Origin of the sequence: Exiguobacterium alkaliphilum 12/1, assembly GCF_000714435.1 — a bacterium.
Lineage (GTDB): Bacteria > Bacillota > Bacilli > Exiguobacteriales > Exiguobacteriaceae > Exiguobacterium > Exiguobacterium alkaliphilum.
In genome coordinates this window covers 1-19,127 of the sequence record NZ_JJMW01000042.1, presented here as the reverse complement: position 1 = coordinate 19,127, position 19,127 = coordinate 1, and the positions used below count along the sequence as shown (strand labels likewise).

Annotated in this window: 23 protein-coding genes and 2 other annotated features; all 23 genes read right to left on the bottom strand. The window is 51.5% G+C overall.

The annotated features are described in order from the left end of the window. Positions 1 to 4: 4 nt before the first annotated feature. Complete coding sequence (locus RT52_RS10090) at positions 5 to 601, bottom strand: class I SAM-dependent methyltransferase (protein ID WP_034817125.1); 597 nt, start codon at positions 599 to 601, stop codon at positions 5 to 7. An 85-nt stretch (positions 602 to 686) separates the two neighbouring features. Then, on the bottom strand, positions 687 to 1,052 hold the full coding sequence (gene rplL / locus RT52_RS10085; RefSeq protein ID WP_024372175.1) for a 50S ribosomal protein L7/L12: 366 nt from the start codon (positions 1,050 to 1,052) through the stop codon (positions 687 to 689). Positions 1,053 to 1,108: 56 nt separating this feature from the next. Continuing rightward, the gene (gene rplJ, locus RT52_RS10080) at positions 1,109 to 1,615 is read right to left on the bottom strand and encodes a 50S ribosomal protein L10 (RefSeq protein ID WP_024372174.1); all 507 of its coding nucleotides are present in this window, start codon (positions 1,613 to 1,615) and stop codon (positions 1,109 to 1,111) included. A 45-nt stretch (positions 1,616 to 1,660) separates the two neighbouring features. Then, positions 1,661 to 1,814, bottom strand: a sequence feature (ribosomal protein L10 leader region). Positions 1,815 to 1,873: 59 nt separating this feature from the next. Further along, the gene (rplA, locus tag RT52_RS10075; protein ID WP_034817123.1) at positions 1,874 to 2,560 is read right to left on the bottom strand and encodes a 50S ribosomal protein L1; all 687 of its coding nucleotides are present in this window, start codon (positions 2,558 to 2,560) and stop codon (positions 1,874 to 1,876) included. A gap of 98 nt (positions 2,561 to 2,658) precedes the next feature. Then, positions 2,659 to 3,084: a 50S ribosomal protein L11 gene (gene rplK / locus RT52_RS10070; protein ID WP_021066593.1), complete on the bottom strand. Its 426-nt coding sequence runs from the start codon at positions 3,082 to 3,084 to the stop codon at positions 2,659 to 2,661. A gap of 147 nt (positions 3,085 to 3,231) precedes the next feature. Next, entirely contained in the window at positions 3,232 to 3,783 is a 552-nt protein-coding gene (nusG, locus tag RT52_RS10065; protein ID WP_024372172.1) for a transcription termination/antitermination protein NusG, read from the bottom strand. Positions 3,784 to 3,800: 17 nt separating this feature from the next. Then, positions 3,801 to 3,971 (bottom strand): preprotein translocase subunit SecE, encoded by a 171-nt coding sequence (gene secE / locus RT52_RS10060; protein ID WP_012727692.1) that lies wholly within the window; start codon positions 3,969 to 3,971, stop codon positions 3,801 to 3,803. Positions 3,972 to 4,005: 34 nt separating this feature from the next. Continuing rightward, positions 4,006 to 4,152 (bottom strand): 50S ribosomal protein L33, encoded by a 147-nt coding sequence (rpmG, locus tag RT52_RS16210; RefSeq protein ID WP_081825824.1) that lies wholly within the window; start codon positions 4,150 to 4,152, stop codon positions 4,006 to 4,008. 129 nt (positions 4,153 to 4,281) lie between these two features. Next, complete coding sequence (sigH, locus tag RT52_RS10055) at positions 4,282 to 4,923, bottom strand: RNA polymerase sporulation sigma factor SigH (RefSeq protein WP_034806365.1); 642 nt, start codon at positions 4,921 to 4,923, stop codon at positions 4,282 to 4,284. Between the two features lie 222 nt (positions 4,924 to 5,145). After that, complete coding sequence (locus tag RT52_RS10050; RefSeq protein ID WP_034817121.1) at positions 5,146 to 5,673, bottom strand: NYN domain-containing protein; 528 nt, start codon at positions 5,671 to 5,673, stop codon at positions 5,146 to 5,148. Then, positions 5,670 to 6,419, bottom strand: a complete 750-nt coding sequence (rlmB, locus tag RT52_RS10045) for a 23S rRNA (guanosine(2251)-2'-O)-methyltransferase RlmB (RefSeq protein ID WP_034806379.1) — start codon at positions 6,417 to 6,419, stop codon at positions 5,670 to 5,672. Before rlmB ends, RT52_RS10050 begins: the two co-directional genes overlap by 4 nt. 103 nt (positions 6,420 to 6,522) lie before the next feature. Beyond that, the gene (locus tag RT52_RS10040; protein ID WP_034806359.1) at positions 6,523 to 6,930 is read right to left on the bottom strand and encodes a Mini-ribonuclease 3; all 408 of its coding nucleotides are present in this window, start codon (positions 6,928 to 6,930) and stop codon (positions 6,523 to 6,525) included. Beyond that, positions 6,927 to 8,324, bottom strand: coding sequence for a cysteine--tRNA ligase (cysS, locus tag RT52_RS10035; RefSeq protein ID WP_034817118.1), 1,398 nt, complete (start codon positions 8,322 to 8,324; stop codon positions 6,927 to 6,929). The genes RT52_RS10040 and cysS overlap by 4 nt, the downstream gene beginning before the upstream one ends. Next, the gene (gene cysE, locus RT52_RS10030) at positions 8,293 to 8,982 is read right to left on the bottom strand and encodes a serine O-acetyltransferase (RefSeq protein WP_034817116.1); all 690 of its coding nucleotides are present in this window, start codon (positions 8,980 to 8,982) and stop codon (positions 8,293 to 8,295) included. The genes cysS and cysE overlap by 32 nt, the downstream gene beginning before the upstream one ends. Positions 8,983 to 9,031: 49 nt before the next feature. Beyond that, positions 9,032 to 9,235 (bottom strand) — a binding site (T-box leader). After that, positions 9,232 to 10,686 (bottom strand): glutamate--tRNA ligase, encoded by a 1,455-nt coding sequence (gene gltX / locus RT52_RS10025; protein WP_034817114.1) that lies wholly within the window; start codon positions 10,684 to 10,686, stop codon positions 9,232 to 9,234. (Overlaps the previous feature by 4 nt.) A 48-nt stretch (positions 10,687 to 10,734) precedes the next feature. After that, positions 10,735 to 11,208, bottom strand: coding sequence for a 2-C-methyl-D-erythritol 2,4-cyclodiphosphate synthase (gene ispF / locus RT52_RS10020; protein WP_034817112.1), 474 nt, complete (start codon positions 11,206 to 11,208; stop codon positions 10,735 to 10,737). Further along, positions 11,205 to 11,882, bottom strand: a complete 678-nt coding sequence (ispD, locus tag RT52_RS10015) for a 2-C-methyl-D-erythritol 4-phosphate cytidylyltransferase (RefSeq protein ID WP_034817110.1) — start codon at positions 11,880 to 11,882, stop codon at positions 11,205 to 11,207. Before ispD ends, ispF begins: the two co-directional genes overlap by 4 nt. A 58-nt stretch (positions 11,883 to 11,940) precedes the next feature. Continuing rightward, positions 11,941 to 13,005, bottom strand: coding sequence for a PIN/TRAM domain-containing protein (locus RT52_RS10010; RefSeq protein ID WP_034806342.1), 1,065 nt, complete (start codon positions 13,003 to 13,005; stop codon positions 11,941 to 11,943). A gap of 114 nt (positions 13,006 to 13,119) precedes the next feature. Then, positions 13,120 to 14,496: a DNA repair protein RadA gene (gene radA, locus RT52_RS10005; protein ID WP_034806339.1), complete on the bottom strand. Its 1,377-nt coding sequence runs from the start codon at positions 14,494 to 14,496 to the stop codon at positions 13,120 to 13,122. Between the two features lie 54 nt (positions 14,497 to 14,550). Continuing rightward, the gene (locus tag RT52_RS10000) at positions 14,551 to 16,986 is read right to left on the bottom strand and encodes an ATP-dependent Clp protease ATP-binding subunit (RefSeq protein ID WP_034817108.1); all 2,436 of its coding nucleotides are present in this window, start codon (positions 16,984 to 16,986) and stop codon (positions 14,551 to 14,553) included. Positions 16,987 to 17,011: 25 nt separating this feature from the next. Further along, on the bottom strand, positions 17,012 to 18,055 hold the full coding sequence (locus RT52_RS09995; RefSeq protein WP_081852695.1) for a protein arginine kinase: 1,044 nt from the start codon (positions 18,053 to 18,055) through the stop codon (positions 17,012 to 17,014). Beyond that, complete coding sequence (locus tag RT52_RS09990) at positions 18,055 to 18,489, bottom strand: UvrB/UvrC motif-containing protein (RefSeq protein WP_034817105.1); 435 nt, start codon at positions 18,487 to 18,489, stop codon at positions 18,055 to 18,057. Before RT52_RS09990 ends, RT52_RS09995 begins: the two co-directional genes overlap by 1 nt. A gap of 15 nt (positions 18,490 to 18,504) precedes the next feature. Next, entirely contained in the window at positions 18,505 to 18,972 is a 468-nt protein-coding gene (locus RT52_RS09985) for a CtsR family transcriptional regulator (protein WP_034817103.1), read from the bottom strand. Between the last annotated feature and the right edge of the window lie 155 nt (positions 18,973 to 19,127).

Here is a 19,127-nt window from a genome sequence, read left to right as displayed (position 1 = left end):
TTTGTCAAGACCGAATTGCCCGGAAAATGAAATAGCCTTTTTCCTTCGCAAGCGTCTCGACATGACCAAACACGTCTTCAAGCAACTTCTTGGCAGAAGGTGCTCCTTGTTTCTTTTGAATGACGACATAGAGCGCGCCACCGCTCACAAGGTGATCGTACGCATCCCGAAGGATCGTATGGACCACTTGTTTACCGGCGCGAATCGGCGGATTGGTCACGATGGCCGCGAACCGTTCCTCTCCGACCGCATCATAAGCATGACTGAGTCGCGTCTCAATCGTCACTCCGTTCTGGGTGGCGTTTTGTTCGGACAAAGCGAGCGCCCGCTCGTTCACGTCGACGAGGAGCGCTTCCCGCCCAGAGGCGTCGGCAAGCGAGATCCCCATAGGACCGTAACCACAGCCGACATCTAAAATGCGGCCCGAAACGACAGGCACTTCAAATGACTCGATTAAGAGACGTGACCCAAAATCGACCGATCCTTTCGAGAACACGCCGCGGTCCGAGGTGAAGCGATACGTCTTCCCTCGTAACTCGAACGACCACGTCTCAGGGGCACTTTTCGAACTCGGATCGTTCGTATAGTAATGATCTCCCATGCGTTGAACCTCCTAACCCAATCTTCAAGGAAATAAAAGAAGCTCGCCACGGCGAGCTTCTATAGGTTGTGAAGTAAAAGTTGGATTACTTAACTTCAACAGTTGCGCCAGCTTCTTCAAGCTTAGCTTTAACTGCGTCTGCGTCTTCTTTCGAAACGCCTTCTTTGACTGGAGCTGGAGTTCCGTCAACGAGTGCTTTCGCTTCTTTAAGACCGAGGCCTGTAAGTTCACGAACCGCTTTGATGACGTTGATTTTACCAGCGCCAGCGTTTGTGAGGATTACGTCGAATTCAGTTTGCTCTTCAGCTGCTGCTGCGCCTGCACCTGCAACTGCTACTGGAGCTGCTGCTGATACGCCGAATTCTTCTTCGATTGTTTTTACGAGTTCGTTAAGTTCGAGAACCGTCATTGATTTGAGGTCTTCGATGAATTGCTCTTTGTTGAAAGCCATTATGGTTTTCCTCCTTTGATGTTGTAAACATGTTTAGTTACGCTACGCGACAAAAATTAAGCAGACTGCTCTTCTTTTTGTTCTGCGATTGCGTTTGTTGCGACTGCGAGCCCACGGATTGGAGCTTGAAGTACGCTGAGAAGCATCGAGAGAAGACCTTCGCGTGATGGAAGTTCTGCAAGAGCTTTCACTTCTTCAAGTGAAGTTACTTTGCCTTCGATGATTCCGCCTTTGAGTTCGAGCGCTTTGTGCTCTTTCGAGAAGTCGTTCAAGATCTTCGCTGGAGCAACAACGTCTTCTTTCGAGAACGCGACTGCTGTAGGACCTGTGAAGACTTCGTCAAGACCGTCAAAACCAGACTGAGTAGCCGCGCGGCGAAGAAGTCCGTTTTTGTATACTTTGAACTCGATTCCAGCGTCACGGAGTGATTTACGGAGTGTAGTCACTTCTTCAACTGTAAGTCCACGGTAGTCAACAACGATTGTTCCAACGCTCGCTTGCATTTTCTCAGCGATTTCATCGACGAGTGCCGATTTCTGAGCTACGATTTTTTCGCTTGCCATGTGTTTGCACCTCCTAGTCATTTCTTGTACCGGACGAGAGGCTGCTCTTCAAAAAGAAATCCCTCGTATGAAGACATACGAGGGCGTAATTGTTTGAAAGTAAACCTGTGACAACAGGCTCAAGTTCGAGCAAAGACACCTCGGAAGGGTTTACGGACCGATGTCCACCTTCTGTCTGCGGTAATCCAACATATTCGGTTGAACGTGTCTTACTTTAACAGCGGTATCACACGTTGTCAACAGTTTATTTCAAGTAGATTACTTGATGAAGTCGGCAGTCGCAACACGGATTCCAGGACCCATTGTTGACGAAAGCGCGATGTTTTTGAGGTAAGTTCCTTTTGCAGTAGCAGGCTTCACTTTCATGAGTGTCTCGATGATTGTCTCGATGTTCTCAGAGAGTTTCGTTGCTTCAAACGACTTCTTACCAACTGGTACGTGGATGTTACCGGCTTTGTCAACGCGGTACTCTACTTTACCAGCTTTGATGTCAGCGATTGCTTTCTCGACATCAAACGTAACTGTGCCTGTTTTCGGGTTAGGCATGAGGCCTTTTGGTCCGAGAACGCGACCGAGTTTACCAACTTCACCCATCATGTCAGGTGTCGCAACGATGACATCGAAGTCGAACCATCCTTGTTGGATTTTCGTGATGAACTCAGAGTCACCGACATAGTCAGCGCCAGCTGCTTCAGCTTCTTTAGCTTTTTCGCCTTTTGCGAAGACGAGAACTTTTTGTGTTTTACCAGTACCGTGTGGAAGTACAACGGCACCGCGGATTTGTTGGTCTGCTTTCTTTGGATCTACGCCGAGACGTACAGCCACTTCGATTGTTTCATCGAACTTAGCAGTAGCAGTTTTTTGAACGAGTTCAACCGCTTCAGCGAGGTCGTAAGACTTCGTGCGATCAACAAGCTTCGCTGCTTCTTGGTGTTTTTTACCCATGATTCTTTTCCTCCTTGTGGTTAGCGGAATTTCCTCCCACATAATGAAGGGATTGAGGGTGAGTACAATATTCACCGTCAATCCCAGAGACTAATCAATTAGTCTTCGATTACAATACCCATACTGCGCGCAGTACCTTCAACCATAAGCATCGCTGTTTCTACAGACGACGCGTTAAGGTCAGGCATTTTAAGTTCAGCGATTTCGCGAACTTTATCACGCTTAACCGTTGCTACTTTCTTACGGTTCGGTTCACCAGAACCGCTCTCGATACCAGCAGCTTTCTTCAAAAGAACTGCAGCTGGTGGAGTTTTCGTAATGAATGTAAACGAACGATCTTCGTATACCGTAATGACTACAGGAATAATCAATCCGGCTTGGTCTTGTGTACGAGCGTTGAACTCTTTACAGAATCCCATGATGTTAACACCTGCTTGACCAAGTGCTGGTCCTACTGGTGGTGCTGGGTTAGCTTTACCAGCTGGGATTTGAAGTTTAACGAGTTTAGTAACTTTTTTCGCCACGAGACACACCTCCTTAAGTCTAAAATGTGGTTTCTTGGACGTTGTGCGCCCTCCCACTCAATCTATTAGGTCGAGTTTGTACCGAAATAAAGCACAACATCAAACATTTCCGATTGTACCATCCGTTTCCGAAGATGGCAAGTGGGTTTAGTTAATTTTCTGAACTTGTTCGAAATCAAGCTCGATTTTCGTTTCGCGGCCGAACATGTCGACGACGACTTTGAGCTTCTCTTTGTCAGCTTCGATTTCATCAATCGTCCCTTCAAAGTTCTCGAACGCGCCTTCTTTGACACGGACGAGATCGCCGAGCTCGTAGTTGTAACGGTCTTTCTTCTCGATGAGGCCCATCTGTGAAAGCACGTTCGTCACTTCGTCCGGTTGAAGCGGGATCGGCTTGGCGCCGCCACCCGTCGAACCGAGGAAGCCTGTGACGTTCGGTGTGTTCCGAACGACGTACCATGAATCGTCCGTCATGATCATCTCGACGAACACGTAGCCCGGGAAGTTTTTCACTTCACGTTCTTTAATCTTCTTCTCGCCACTTTTAAGCGTGACTTCTTCTTGCGTTGTTTCAGTCGGAACGAGGACGCGGAAAATTTTATCTTCCATGTTCATCGAACCGATTCGACGCTCTAGGTTTTCTTTGACGTTGTTCTCAAAGCCAGAATACGTCTGGACAACAAACCATTGTTTCTCCACGGCTTTCACCTCTTTCCTTAGTTAATCAATAAGTTGACGAGATAGCTGACACCAGTATCCACGCCAAACACGAACAAGCCAATCACGACGACGGTCGCGATGACTGTGATGGTATATTTCGTGAGCTCTTTACGAGTCGGCCAACTCGTTTTCTTTAGCTCTTTCCATACATCACGCAAAAAGTTCATGGTAGCTTCCTCCTACATTGAATGCCAATTGACGTTACTTTGATTCTCGGTGCACCGTATGCGCATTGCAACGACGGCAGAACTTGTTCAGTTCAAGGCGTGTCGCCACGTCATCACGTTTCGTCGTCGAGTAAACGCGTGATCCGCAAGTTGCACAGGCGAGACTTACTTTCTTTGCCATTCATAAGCGCCCCTTTCGACGGCTCTCCTACTAAAAAAGAGCGAAAAAAAAACGCCTCCTGTAAAATGGCGTCTACGGACAAGGCGCTGCCTTAAAAGTATCACATAGGAGGCGTGGGGTCAATATCGGTTAACTCGTCAACGTCTTCACATCGACGTGACGTTCAAACTTCTTCTTCACACGCTGCAAGGCGTTATCAATCGATTTGACGTGACGATCGAGGTCGTCCGAGATCTCTTGGTACGAGCGGCCATCCAAATAAAGCCGAAGCACTTTTCGTTCCAAGTCGCTAAGCAGCTCATCCATCTTTTCTTCCATGAACAACTGGTCTTCCCGCGTGACAAGCAGTTCTTGTGGGTCGGTCGGGTGCGGGGGCAAGATGACGTCAAGCAACGTGCGGTCTGACTCATCGTCAAAGATCGGCTTATCGAGTGACACGTACGAGTTGAGCGGGATGTGTTTTTGGCGCGTGGCCGTCTTAATCGCCGTAATCATTTGACGCGTGATACACATCTCGGCAAAGCTTTTGAATGAGGCGAGCCGCTCGTCGCGGTAATCCCGAACCCCTTTATAAAGCCCGATCATCCCTTCTTGGACGATGTCCTCGTGATCGGCTCCAATCAAGAAGTACGACCGTGCTTTCGCTCGCACGAAATAACGATAGCGCTCAATCAGAAATTCTAACGCATCGCTATCCCCTTCGTTGCGCGCGAGCAAGACGAGCTCTTCGTCCGACATGTTTTCAAACTGTTCGTATGGCCATCCGTTCATGTTTCATACCCCCCGGCAATTGATGATGAACTATGTAAGTTTGTGACCTCATTATAGACAGCAGGTAAAACGACCGTCAAACAAAATTCTAAAAATTCCGTCAATTACAATTCGTGTAACGCATACATCTATTAGTATACAACATTTCCTTTCAAAAAAATGTCAAACTAAAAACAAAGACGAGTCCATTTCATGAACTCGTCCGTGACGTGCGTCACCGCCTCATTTGCGACGACGCATTTCTTCCAATCGGGCTCGCACTTCCGGCGAGAGGTCGATCGTTTTTCGGTTCGACCGGTCTTGTTTGAGCGCCGATCGCTCTTGTTCGATTAACAGCTGGGCGTGCTTCCAGTCCTTCAACAGTTCGGTCGCCGGAACGCGGAGCGCCCCTTGACCGAAGATGACCCATTGCTCCGTGAAGTCGTTCGTCGCCACGAACAGGGTGACGAGACGGTTATCGACGAGTTCATGCGCCCGACGCTCAATCCATTCATCGGCCGTCTCGTTCTCTTTCGTATAAACGACCGCGACCCGGCTCTGTGTCGCTTTCGACTCGCGACCATAGCGCATATGGGCGTCGAAGACGATTGTCACTTCCCGACCGGTGACGGCTTGATACTCGGCCATCGCTTCAATGAGGTCGTTTCTCGCTTTGTCGAAGTCGATTTCGCGTAACTTCCGAAGATGTGGCCACGCTCCGATAATGTTATAGCCGTCAACGAGTAGAAGTTCCCGCTTTTTCACACTCATGACAGCGGATGGCGGGTGCGATGCACTTCATACAAGAGAAGCGCAGCTGCGACCGAGGCGTTGAGCGACGTCACATGACCAACCATCGGCATATGGACGAGGAAGTCACACGTCTCCCGTACGAGTCGGCTCATCCCCTTGCCTTCACTACCGATGACGACGACGAGCGGCATGTTGCCATCGAGGCGGCGATAGTCTTGGCTCTCGCTCGCGTCAGTCCCGACGACCCACAACCCTTTCTCTTTCAACTCTTCGAGCGTTCGCGTCAAATTCGTGACGCGCGCGACCGGGATGTACTCGATTGCGCCCGTTGATGCTTTCGCGACCGTTTGCGTCAACCCGACCGAACGACGTTTCGGGATGATAATCCCGTGGGCGCCGACAGCGTCCGCCGTCCGTAAAATCGAGCCAAGGTTGTGCGGGTCTTCAAGCTCATCGAGCAAGATGAAGAGCGGTGTCTCCCCTTTCGACTCGGCTAGCGCGAACATGTCTTCAATCGACTTATACTCGTATGCCGCGACGGCCGCGACGACACCTTGGTGGTGTTCACTGCCGGCCATTTTCTCGAGTTTCGTTTTCGGGACGAATGACACTTGTACCGACGCTTCGTTCGCCATCGCGATGATTTGGGCGAGCGGCCCTTTTTGTTGGCCTTCCATGATGAAGACTTTGTTCATGTCGCGCCCGCTCCGGAGCGCCTCCATGACCGGGTTACGCCCGTATAGGAAGTCGATCCCTTCTTCCATCACGTCGACTTCTTGATAATCCGGTCGTTCTAACTTTTGTCGTTTCGGGCGGTCGTCGCTGCGTGGACGATCGAATGAACGTTTATCGCGCGACTTGCCTCCTTCATGTCGTTTCGGGTTGCTCGGTTTCGAGCCAAATGAACGCTTGTTCGATGAGTTCTTCAAGACGATCCCTTCTTTCTGTAAGGTAGATGTAACCAATCAGTGCCTCGAACGCGGTCGAGTAACGATACGTATGGACGTCCGTCCGCTTCGGAATCGAACCGGACTTGGCGTTTCGCCCACGCCGCACGACCGCCTGTTCTTCTTCCGAGAGCACGTTCGTCTCGAGCCAGTGGGTGACGACGCCTGCTTGCGACGAGGCATTGACGTAACGGATGGCCCCACGGTGTAAATCGTTCGGTCGCGTCAAGCCCCGCTCGAGCAATCGTTTCCGCACCGCCATCTCATAGACGACGTCGCCCATATATGCGAGCGCGAGTGCGTTCAGTTGGGCCGGGTTCACACTCATAGACGCTTCCACCGGACGCCTTGCGCCGTATCTTCAAGTTGAATCTGTTGTTGTTTCAGTAGGTCACGAATCTCGTCGGCACGCGCGAAGTTTCGTTCGGCACGGGCCGCGTCGCGCTCTTGAATCAATTGATCAATCTCGGCATCTAACAGTTCCTTCTCTTCTGACAACGTCAAACCGAGGACACCGGTCAACTCGTCGAACAAGTCGATGACGTGCTCAAGCGTCTCTTTCGATACGTGGTTCGCTTTCGCGTAGATGTTCGCTTCTCTCGCCAAGTCGAACAGCACGGTGACGGCGTTGGCCGTATTGATGTCATCATCCATCGCCTCAATAAATGTCGACTTGATGCCAGCAAGCTTACGCTCCATCGCCTCACTCGGCTCTTCTAAGCCGACCGTGACTGACAACCGGTGCTCGACGTTATGGTACGCCTCTTTGATGCGGTCCCAGCCGTTCGCTGCTTGCTCAATCAATTCGCGGCTGTAGTTGATCGGATGACGATAGTGGACCGACAGCATGAAGAAGCGGAGCACCATCGCATCGACTTCTTTGAGCGCCTCATGGACGAGCAAGAAATTCCCGAGCGATTTGGACATCTTCTCGTTCTCGATATTGATGAAGCCGTTGTGGAGCCAATAGTTGGCGAACTTCGTATGGTTGCACGCCTCGGACTGGGCGATTTCGTTCTCATGGTGCGGGAACTTCAAATCGTGACCGCCCGCATGGATATCAATCGTCTTGCCGAGATGCTTTTTCGCCATCGCCGAGCACTCGATGTGCCAGCCCGGACGCCCTTGTCCCCATGGACTCTCCCAAGCCGGTTCTCCCGATTTCGCCGCTTTCCATAAGACGAAGTCGAGCGGATCTTCTTTCTTCTCGCCGACGTCGACGCGCGAGCCGGCCCGCAAGTCTTCAATCGACTGCTGACTGAGCTTGCCGTACTCGTCAAATTTACGGGTGCGGAAATAGACGTCACCTTCGGACGCGTACGCATACCCTCCCGTCTCTAAGTTCCGGATAAACTCGATGATGTCTTCCATCGTGTCAGTGACGCGCGGATGCACATCGGCCGGTTGGACGTTGAGCGCCCCCGTATCGGCCAAATACGCTTCGATGTAGCGGTTCGTCAGCGTCGAGACGTCTTCACCGAGCTCGTTCGCGGCCCGGATGATTTTATCGTCGACGTCCGTGAAGTTCAAAACGTACTTCACATCATAGCCGCGATACGTCAAATAGCGACGGACCGTGTCGAATGCGATCGCTGGTCGGGCGTTCCCGACGTGGATATAGTTATAGACGGTCGGCCCGCACACGTACATCGACACTTTCCCTGGTACGATTGGGACGAACGGTTCCTTTTTATTCGTGAGGCTGTTGTAAAACTGAATCATGTGTCTTCTCCTCCATCCGTTTCTCTAAAGAAGCTAACTTTTTCTCTAATTGTTCGACCGCGTTCTCGAGTCGCTCTTGGCATTCTCGGTCTGGGTCCGGGAAGCGATGATCGAGGTCGTGTTGTTTGACCCGCTCACCGTTTCGGATGACGACACGACCCGGAATTCCGACGACCGTCGAGTCCGACGGCACGTCTTTTAAGACGACGGAACTCGCTCCGATTTTGACGCAATCGCCAATCGTGATATTGCCGAGCACTTTCGCACCTGCCGAAATCAACACGTCATTCCCGATCGTCGGGTGACGCTTCCCTTTCTCTTTTCCCGTTCCGCCGAGCGTCACGCCTTGATAAATCGTGACATCGTTACCGATGATGGCCGTCTCGCCAATGACGATGCCAAAACCATGGTCGATAAACAGACGTTCGCCGATGACGGCGCCCGGGTGAATTTCTACCCCAGTCAACCAACGGCTCGTCTGCGCAATCAATTTCGCGACGAGCTTCACGTTCCGTTTCCATAGGCCGTGTGCGATACGGTGCGCCCAGAGCGCATGCAGTCCCGGATACGTTAAAACGACCTCCGCTTTCGACCGCGCGGCCGGGTCAAGCTCGAGCACGTTTTGAATATCGGCCCGTACACTTTTCCAAAATCCCATAATTGTTCTCCTTTTCTATATCAAAAACAAAGACGCCCCTGTGCCAAGGCACAGAGACGCCGTAAGCGCGGTTCCACTCTGTTTGGGAAACTTCCCCTCTCAAGTCTCGTTAACGCCGAGTCGCGGTCCCGACTACGTATCGCCGGAACGGCTCCGAGGTGCACTTCGACGGGGGACGCTTCTAGAACTTCCAGCCTTGGTTCTAGTCTCTGTTAAGTGTCAATCCGCTTACTTTCCTCATCATTGCCTTTAAGCTAATAAAGTTGAGAGACGTGCCAAGACACGCTCTTTTCCAATCAATGCGATTGCATTTGGAAGCTCTGGTCCGTGCGTCTGCCCTGTCGTCGCGACACGGATCGGCATGAACAAGTTCTTTCCTTTTTGACCAGTCGCTTTTTGTGTCGCTTTCGTCGCGGCTTTAATCGCTTCCGGTGTGAAATCTTCGATCTGTTCGAGTTGCGCCTTGAATTCAGCCAAGACGCTCGGTACCGCCTCACCGGCAAGCACCGCGTTCGCCTCTTCGTCATACTCGACTTCGTCTTTAAAGAACAAGTCCGTCAACGCGACGATCTCAGCGCCGTGCGTCATCTGTTCTTTATAGAGCGCGATGAGCGCTGTCGCCCAATCCGCTTCTTCCATCGAGAGCGCTTCTGGTAAACGGCCCGCTTCTTGTAAGAATGGTAAACTGAGTGCCACCACTTCGTCAAGCGAAGCCTGTTTCATGTAGACACTGTTGATCCACGCGAGCTTCTGTTGATCAAACACGGCCGGGCTCTTCGAGAGTCGACCCGCGTCGAACATGTCGATGAACTGTTGTTTCGTGAAGATCTCTTCTTCACCGACCGGCGACCAGCCGAGAAGCGAGATGAAGTTGAAGAGCGCTTCCGGGATGTATCCGAGATCGGCATATTGCTCGATGAACTGAATGATTGACTCATCACGCTTCGAGAGTTTCTTATGGTTCTCATTGAAAATGAGCGTCATATGCCCGAACGTCGGGTAGTCCCATCCGAGCGCGTCATAGACCATCATCTGTTTCGGTGTGTTGGCGATGTGGTCGTCGCCCCGTAACACGTGACTGATCTTCATCAAGTAGTCATCGATGACGACCGCAAAGTTGTACGTCGGAATCCCGTCTTGTTTGACGATGACCCAATCACCGAAGTCTTTCGCTTCAAACGAGACGTCACCTTTGACGACATCATGCCATTTGTACGTGACGCCCTCAGGCACACGGATGCGAATCGACGGCTTGCGACCTTCCGCTTCGAATGCGGCCTGCTCCTCAGCGCTCAAGTTGCGATGGGCACCCGAATAACGCGGCGCTTCGCCGCGCGCGATTTGTGCTTCGCGCTCTGCCTCGAGTTCTTCCGACGTCATATAGCACTTATAGGCGAGTCCTTTCTCCATCAACTCGTTCACATGTTTGTTGTAGAGGTCGAGTCGCTCCATTTGGAAGTAAGGGCCGTAGTCACCACCGCGGCCTGGACCTTCGTCCCAATCGATTCCAAGCCATTCAAGATACTTCATCTGACTTTCGACACCGTTCTCAACGTTCCGTTTTTGATCGGTATCCTCGATTCGGAGGATCATCTTCCCGCCGGCGTGGCGAGCATATAAATAATTGAATAGCGCGGTCCGGGCGTTCCCGATATGAAGGTGACCCGTCGGACTTGGCGCATAGCGTACACGCACTTCACTCATACTATTTCCACCTTTCTTCTCTTCTGCCCAAATAGTATACCACTTTTGTCAAGCACGGTTGAGCAGGATGACCGCCTGGGCAGCAATTCCTTCTTCTCGTCCCGTGAAGCCGAGCTGTTCCGTCGTCGTCGCCTTTACGTTCACTTGGCTGATGTCAGCCTCAAGCAACTCAGCAATGACCGCTCGCATGTCATCGATATATGGACGAAGTTTTGGCCGCTGTGCCATGACCGTCGCATCGACGTTTCCAAGGACGTACCCTTCTGCTTTCACGAGTTGCCAGACGTGTTGAAGCAACACTTTCGAATCGGCATCTTTAAAAGCTGGGTCCGTGTCCGGAAAATGCTTGCCGATATCTCCGGCTGCGATCGCACCGAGGGCCGCATCGGCAATCGTGTGGAGCAACACGTCCGCATCGGAATGACCGAGTAGACCACGGTCGTGCGGAATCTCGATTCCCCCTAAAATGAGCGGGCGCCCTTCCGCAAATGCATGCACATCAAATCCTTGTCCTATTCTCATCGATAATCCTCCTTCGTCAAAATCGCTTCCCCGAACAATAAATCTTCGGGTGTCGTGATTTTTATGTTGTGATAGTCACCCGGGATGACCGCGACCTCATGACCTGCCCATTCGAACAGACTCGCATCGTCGGTACCCGTAAACGTTTGCGCCGCCGCTTCGTCGTGGATGCGCCGAATCCGCTCAATCGGAAACGCCTGCGGGGTCTGGGCGAGCCAAAGCGTCTCACGCGGAACCGTGCGGGTAATTTGTCCAGCATCCACTTGCTTCACCGTGTCTTTCACGGGAACCGCTAAAATCGCACCGCCCGTTTGTCCTGCTTGAGCCACTTGCCGTAATTGTTCGACTCGAATGAACGGACGCGCTCCGTCATGAATCAAGACGACACCGTCTCGCGTCACGGCATGCAGGCCGGCACGGACACTTTCTTGCCGTTCTTTCCCGCCGGTCACATACGTGATGGGGGTCGGAATATGGTTAAGCATCGAGCGAAACCACGGCTCTTCCTCCGGACGAATCGCCAAGATGATGGCGTCACACCATGTGTCACGGGCGAACGCCTCGACCGTCCACACGATAATCGGCTTTCCTTGGAGCTGTAACATCAATTTATTCTCGTTCGCCCCCATACGCTTGCCTTGACCGGCCGCTGGGATGACGACTGCATATCGCATCACTAATTCCCCTCACTTCGTGAAAAAAGAGAGCGCGAAGCGCGTCTCTTTTTCACAGTTATTCAGGACGAGCAAAAATCATTCGACCTGCCGAGGTCTGGAGCACACTCGTCACGACGACCGGTAACGTCTTCGAAATGAGCTTACGTCCCCCTTCGACAACGACCATCGTCCCGTCCTCGAGGTAGGCGACTCCTTGATTTTGTTCTTTTCCTTCTTTGATGACCGTAACGACCATCTCTTCACCTGGAATGACAATCTGTTTCACCGAGTTAGCTAAATCGTTAATGTTTAACACCGGGACGTTTCGAACTTCACATACTTTGTTCAAGTTGTAGTCGTTCGTCACGACGATCCCGTTCTTCACTTCAGCGAGTTTAATCAGCTTGATATCGACTTCCGCTACATCTTCAAAGTCTCCATCATAAATCTCGACTTCGATGCGGTCGTTGTCTTGAAGCTCTTTTAAGATATCGAGTCCGCGTCGACCGCGATTCCGTTTCAACGTATCTGAAGAGTCCGCGATATATTGGAGTTCGCCGATGACGAACTGGGGAACGATAAGCGTTCCTTCAATAAAGCCTGTCTTCGCGATGTCGGCGATACGACCGTCGATGATGACACTCGTATCCAAAATCTTATCGTTCGAACGGCGTACCGGCTCAGCCGGCTGCTTTTCGCGTTCACTTTTCACGAACAGTTTGATCCACTCGTTGCGCTTTCGGTACCCGACGGCAAATCCGAAGTATCCGAACAAAGCGGTCACGAAAATCGGGACGATTTTACTGAGCAAGAAAATGTTCGTCACTTCGAGCGAGACGCTAATCAAAAAGGCGATTAACAACCCGATAATCAATCCAATCGAGCCGAACAAAATATCCCCGACCGGCAAACGGACGAGCCGTTCTTCGACAAAACGGATGAATTTAACGACCATGTCGGTCAAGAATAAACTGAGAATGAAGAAGATAAGTCCACCAATCAAACTAGCTACGTATGGAATCGTCAACCATGCCGGCACGTTCACACCGAGGTCACTTAGTAAAATCATCAACTCGATAATCCCGAACCATCCGACGACGAGACCGATTAAAATAAATCCGATTCGCACTGCAATCTTCACTCATTCCACCTCCTTCGTTTGAATTTAAATTTCATGAAAACAGCACTTTTATTGTAACACGGTTCGTTTGAAAGCGTTCGTTACAAAGCGTTAAAAACCTGTCGGAGGCGCCCGTCAGAACGGAATGGTGAGTTGTAGCGCCTCATCGACAGTACTGACCCCGACGACGTCGATTCCGGCTGGTGCCGTCCAGCCGCCAAGGTTGTTTTTCGGAATGATCGCACGCGTGAAGCCGAGCTTAGCCGCCTCGGCGACGCGTTGTTCGATTCGTGACACCCGGCGTACTTCACCGGTCAATCCGACTTCCCCGATACAGACGTCGGTCGGGCGTGTCGGACGGTCGCGGAAACTTGAGGCGATGGAGACACAGATTGCCAAATCGATGGCCGGCTCGTCAAGCTTCACGCCACCAGCCGCCTTCAAATACGCATCTTGCGTCTGGAGCAAGAGACCGGAACGTTTCTCGAGCACGGCCATGAGCAGCGCGACGCGGTTTTGGTCGATTCCCGTCGCCATGCGTCTCGGATTCCCGAATGACGTCGGCGAAATGAGCGCTTGAAGCTCGACGAGCACCGTTCGCGTCCCTTCCATTGAAGCGACGACCGTCGAGCCGGATACACCGGCCGTCCGTTCTTCTAAGAAAATCTCGGACGGGTTGAGCACTTCCTCGAGCCCGCTCTCTTTCATCTCAAAGATGCCAATCTCATTCGTCGAGCCGAAACGGTTCTTGACCGCACGTAAAATCCGGAACGTATGATGGCGCTCGCCCTCGAAATACAACACCGCATCGACCATATGCTCGAGCAAGCGTGGTCCGGCGATCGAACCTTGCTTCGTGACGTGTCCGACGATAAAGACGGCCACGCCTCGCGTTTTGGCGATTTTCATAAGCGCTGCGGTACATTCCCGCACTTGAGCGACACTGCCCGGCGCCGATTGAATCTCATCCATATATACCGTTTGAATCGAATCGATGATGACAAATCCCGGCTTCTCTTCATCGATGACCCGTTCAATCATCAACATATCGGTCTCGGCGAGCACATATAAATCCTGTGTCGGCAGGCCGAGTCGCTCCGCACGAAGCTTCGTCTGCTTGAGCGATTCCTCACCTGAAATGTAGAGTACTTTCCGTCCGCTATGGGCAAGATGCGCACTGACTTGAAGTAAAATCGTCGACTTGCCGATACCCGGGTCACCCCCGACAAGGACGAGCGATCCAGGGACAATCCCCCCACCGAGGACGCGGTCAAACTCTTGACTGTTCGTATGGACTCGCGTCTCTTCCTGCGAGACGACGTCCGCGAGACGTTCCGGTTTCAACTGGCGTGAGGAACTGTGAACGAACGCGGCCCCGCGCTTCGCTTTCTTCTCTTCGACGAACTCTTCGACGAGCGTGTTCCATTCATTACATCCCGGGCAACGTCCCATCCATTTGGCGGACTCATAGCCACACGATTGACATACGTATTTCGTTTTTAATTTAGCCATACCGAATCCTTTCTGTTTAAAAAAGCCCCCTCACACGAGAGAGGGAGCTTCGCATTATTGAACGACGCCTTCGCTTCGGACGATAAACTCTCCGTCCTGCACGTCGAGCGCGACTTTACTACCTTTGGTGATGTCTCCACTGAGCATCGCTTCTGAGAGTCGGTCCTCCACCTCGCGTTGGAGCGCCCGGCGGAGCGGTCGAGCCCCGTACTCTGGGTCGTATCCAACTTCAGCGATCTTCTCAAGCGCCGACTCCGTCAACGTGAAGTCGATGCCTTGTTCGCCAAGACGTTTCGTGAGTGTCTCGGCCATGAGCTTGACGATTTGTTGGATATGCTCTTTTTGAAGCGAGTGGAATACCGTGATCTCATCGATTCGGTTCAAGAACTCAGGACGGAACGCTTTTTTGAGCTCTTCCATGACTTTGTCCTTCATCTCTGTATATTCACGTTTCACATCGTCTTCAACCGTGAATCCGACATATTTGTTCCGTTTGAGCGCGGCGGCCCCGACGTTTGATGTCATGATGATGACGGTGTTGCGGAAGTCGACCGTGCGGCCTTTCGAGTCTGTCAAGCGGCCGTCGTCGAGCACTTGGAGCAAGATGTTGAACACTTCCGGGTGCGCTTTCTCAATCTCATCAAGCAAGATGACCGAGTATGGCTTCCGGCGAACTTTTTCTGTCAATTGTCCACCTTCTTCATACCCAACATACCCTGGAGGCGAACCGACGAGTCGGCTCGTCGCATGTTTCTCCATGTACTCGGACATGTCGATGCGGATAATCGCGTCCTCATCGCCGAAGAGCGCTTCGGCAACGGCACGGGCAAGTTCGGTCTTACCGACACCGGTCGGCCCAAGGAAGACGAACGATCCGATTGGACGTTTCGGGTCTTTCAACCCGGCACGGGCCCGGCGGATTGCCCGCGAAATCGATTTGACGGCTTCATCTTGACCGATGACACGGTTATGCAAAATCGACTCGAGTTTCAAGAGACGATCTGTCTCTTCCTCTGCGATTTTTGTGACCGGAACGCCGGTCCAGTTGGCGACGACTTGGGCGATATCTTCTTTCGTCACTTCAAGTTTCTCATTGCCTTGTTTGTTCTGCCATTCGGACTTCAACTGTTCGAGCTCTTCTCGAACTTTTTGTTCCGTATCTCGAAGCGAGGCTGCTTTCTCGAACTCTTGGCTCTGAACGGCCGAATCTTTTTCTTTACGAATCGATTCGAGACGTGCTTCGAGCTCTTTCAAGTTCGGTGGCGCCGTGAACGAACGGAGGCGGACTTTTGACGCGGCCTCATCGACGAGGTCAATCGCTTTATCCGGAAGGAAACGGTCTGAAATGTAGCGGTCTGAAAGAACGACAGCTTCGTGGACCGCTTCGTCCGTGATGGTCACGCGATGGTGCGCTTCATAACGGTCGCGTAAACCGAGTAAGATTTGCTCTGCTTCTTCTGCAGTCGGTTCATTGACTTGAATCGGTTGGAAGCGGCGCTCGAGCGCTGCGTCTTTTTCGATATACTTCCGGTATTCGTCGAGTGTCGTCGCACCGATACATTGAAGTTCGCCACGAGCGAGTGACGGCTTCAAGATGTTTGAGGCGTCGATTGCACCTTCCGCACCCCCGGCACCAATCAACGTATGCAACTCGTCAATGAAGAGGATGACGTTCCCGGCTTGACGAATCTCGTCCATGACTTTTTTCAAGCGGTCTTCAAATTCACCGCGATATTTCGTCCCTGCGACGAGTGTCCCCATATCGAGTACCATGACGCGTTTATTGCGGAGCGTCTCCGGCACTTCGTTATTGATGATCTGTTGGGCCAAGCCTTCGACGACCGCCGTCTTCCCGACGCCTGGCTCCCCAATCAAGACCGGGTTGTTTTTCGTCCGACGTGACAACACCTCAATGACGCGTTGAATCTCACCTGCGCGTCCGATGACCGGATCGAGTCGTGATTCACGAGCTTGCTGCGTCAAGTCACGAGCCAAGCCGTCGAGCGTTGGAGTCGCAGCGCTCGTTCCAGGTTGCGAGGCGTTGGCTGACGATTCTGTGTTTCCGAGCAGTTGGAGTACTTGCTGACGGGCCTTCGTCAAACTGATGCCGAGGTTATTCATAACACGAGCCGCGACACCTTCTCCTTCTCGAATCAACCCGAGCAAGATATGCTCTGTCCCGACATACGAGTGACCGAGCTTACGGGCCTCGTCCATCGAGAGCTCAATCACTTTTTTCGCTCGCGGTGTATAGTGAATTGTCGAACCGTTCTCTGAACCACGTCCAATGAGCGCTTCCACTTCTTGTTGAATCTTTTCAGACGTCATGCCGAGGGCGAAGAGCGCTTTTGCAGCGATGCCTTCCCCTTCTCGAATCAATCCGAGTAAAATGTGTTCCGTACCAATATTGTGATGGCCAAGCCGTACCGCTTCTTCTTGTGCCAAAGCTAATACGCGCTGAGCTCGTTCTGTGAATCGACCAAACATCATGGACAAAACCTCCTTGAGAGTTAAATCAAACTAAACCGTGATCTAGCGTTCGACGAACGAGCGTTGCTCGTTCTCGATCTCGTTCTTTCGTAGATAATGTTTTCCCGAAATGTTTTTGTAGGAAACCTGATTGCAACCTTACAATCAGCTCATGAAACTGGGGTGGGCTCCAATCCGACAGTAGTCCGAGGTCGCTCGCTAAGTGTAAGTCAGAAAGACGTTCAATCGCTTCCGTCGAAGATAGCAATTTGGCATAGCGCAAAATCCCGTAAGAGCGATAGAACTGATCTTCTAACTCCGCTTCATTGGTTTTAAGCAAATCATCGCGTGCTTGGCGCTCCGCTTGAATGATTTGTTCCGTTACTTCCATAAAATCTGACAAGAGTTGGGATTCGTGACTTCCAAGTGTCCGTTGATTCGACAGTTGGAAGAGTCGTCCCGCCGCGTCACTGCCTTCTCCATACCGTCCGCGAATGGTGTAACCGAGTTTGCGAAGTTCTTTTAATATAGGAGTAATCCGACCGGTCAATGTCAAACCCGGTAGGTGGAGCATGACCGAGGCGCGGAGGCCGGTCCCGATATTGCTCGGGCACGTCGTCAAGTAACCTAACGTTTCATCGAAAGCATAAGGGAGAGACTCTTCACACAAGGCATCGACGCGCTTAGCTAGTTCGAACGCCTCTGCCACCTGAAAGCCAGGCAACAACGTTTGAATCCGTAAGTGATCTTCCTCATTGACCAATACACTGATCGTTTCGTCTTCACTTAAAAAGACGGCACTTTCATCTTTCTTAGCGATGGTCGGACTGATCAAATGCTTCTCGACAAGTGCTTGCCGCGTCACGAGATCATAGGAACCCATATGGATGTACTGGAACCCTTGAAGACCGCCAAGAGAGGACTCGACACGTTCACACAAGTGCCGTTGCCCTTCTTCAGAGAGAACAGGGGAGAAGACCGTGTCTTTCAGGTTGCGAGCCAATCGAATCCGAGTCGAGATGACAAGGTCGTCTAACTTCGCTCGTTCACGCATCTTCGGACCGAGCGGCTTTTCGAGGAATGTCTCCATCACGCCTCACCTTGCCCTTTCAATTGAATCATTTCTTTCTTGATACGGGCTGCACGTTCATAATCTTCTTGTTCGACGGCTTGCTCCAACTCCCCTGCCAGCTTCACGAGTCGTTCTTCAATTCGTTCGTCAGGTGTTCGTAACAGGTTTGGAATCGAACCGACGTGATGATCATGTCCTTGTTGATATTGACGAGTCATCTTCAATAAATCATCGCGAAAGACAGTATAGCACGTCGTACAGCCAGCTTTTCTCGTTTGACGTAGTGCGTGTTGCGTCATCTGACATGTCGGACATCGCTTCACGACTGGAACGTAACCAGTCATGACTTCAAACGCACACGTGCGACACAGTTTACGCGTGACAGGAACTCCATCTTCATTGATGACCATCTCATTGACGGCAGGTCGCCGTTTACACCGTTCACATAACATGTCCTTCCGCCTCCGTCAGCGATAACTTAACAGTTTCATGAGCGCTAATAATTGATGCCGGCGAATCAAATAACGGTCCTCTGTGTAGAGTCCGAGTGATTCGTCAGACAGTATGTGAAAAAGAAGACGAACTTCGTGCTCGCTCATCAACCCTTCCTCAAACAGACGAATCAGTATGTTTTCGACGACTTGTTCATTCAAGCTCGGTTGATTGTGCAGGAAGTCGATTAAACTGGCCAGTACATCCTGTTTCTCGTGTAAGATGACACGTCGAATGCGAATATATCCCCCTCCGCCGCGTTTACTTTCGACGAGGTAGCCTTTCTCGACAGTAAACCGTGTATTGATGACGTAGTTGATTTGAGACGGAACACATTCAAAACGTTTTGCGATGTCTTGCCGCTTGATTTCAATCGTATTGGCCTGACTTTCTTTGAGCACTTGCTTCAAATACTGTTCGATCACATCAGATATGTTTCTCATCTCCACCACCCTCTGACCATCTTTGACTTTTGACTATATTTTATCATTGATTCAAAAAAAGGCAAACGAAAAGCGACGATGCCTCGCATCATCGCACAAAAAAAGACGATCGAGCATTCTGCTCGACCGTCTCATGTTGCCTGGCAACGTCCTAT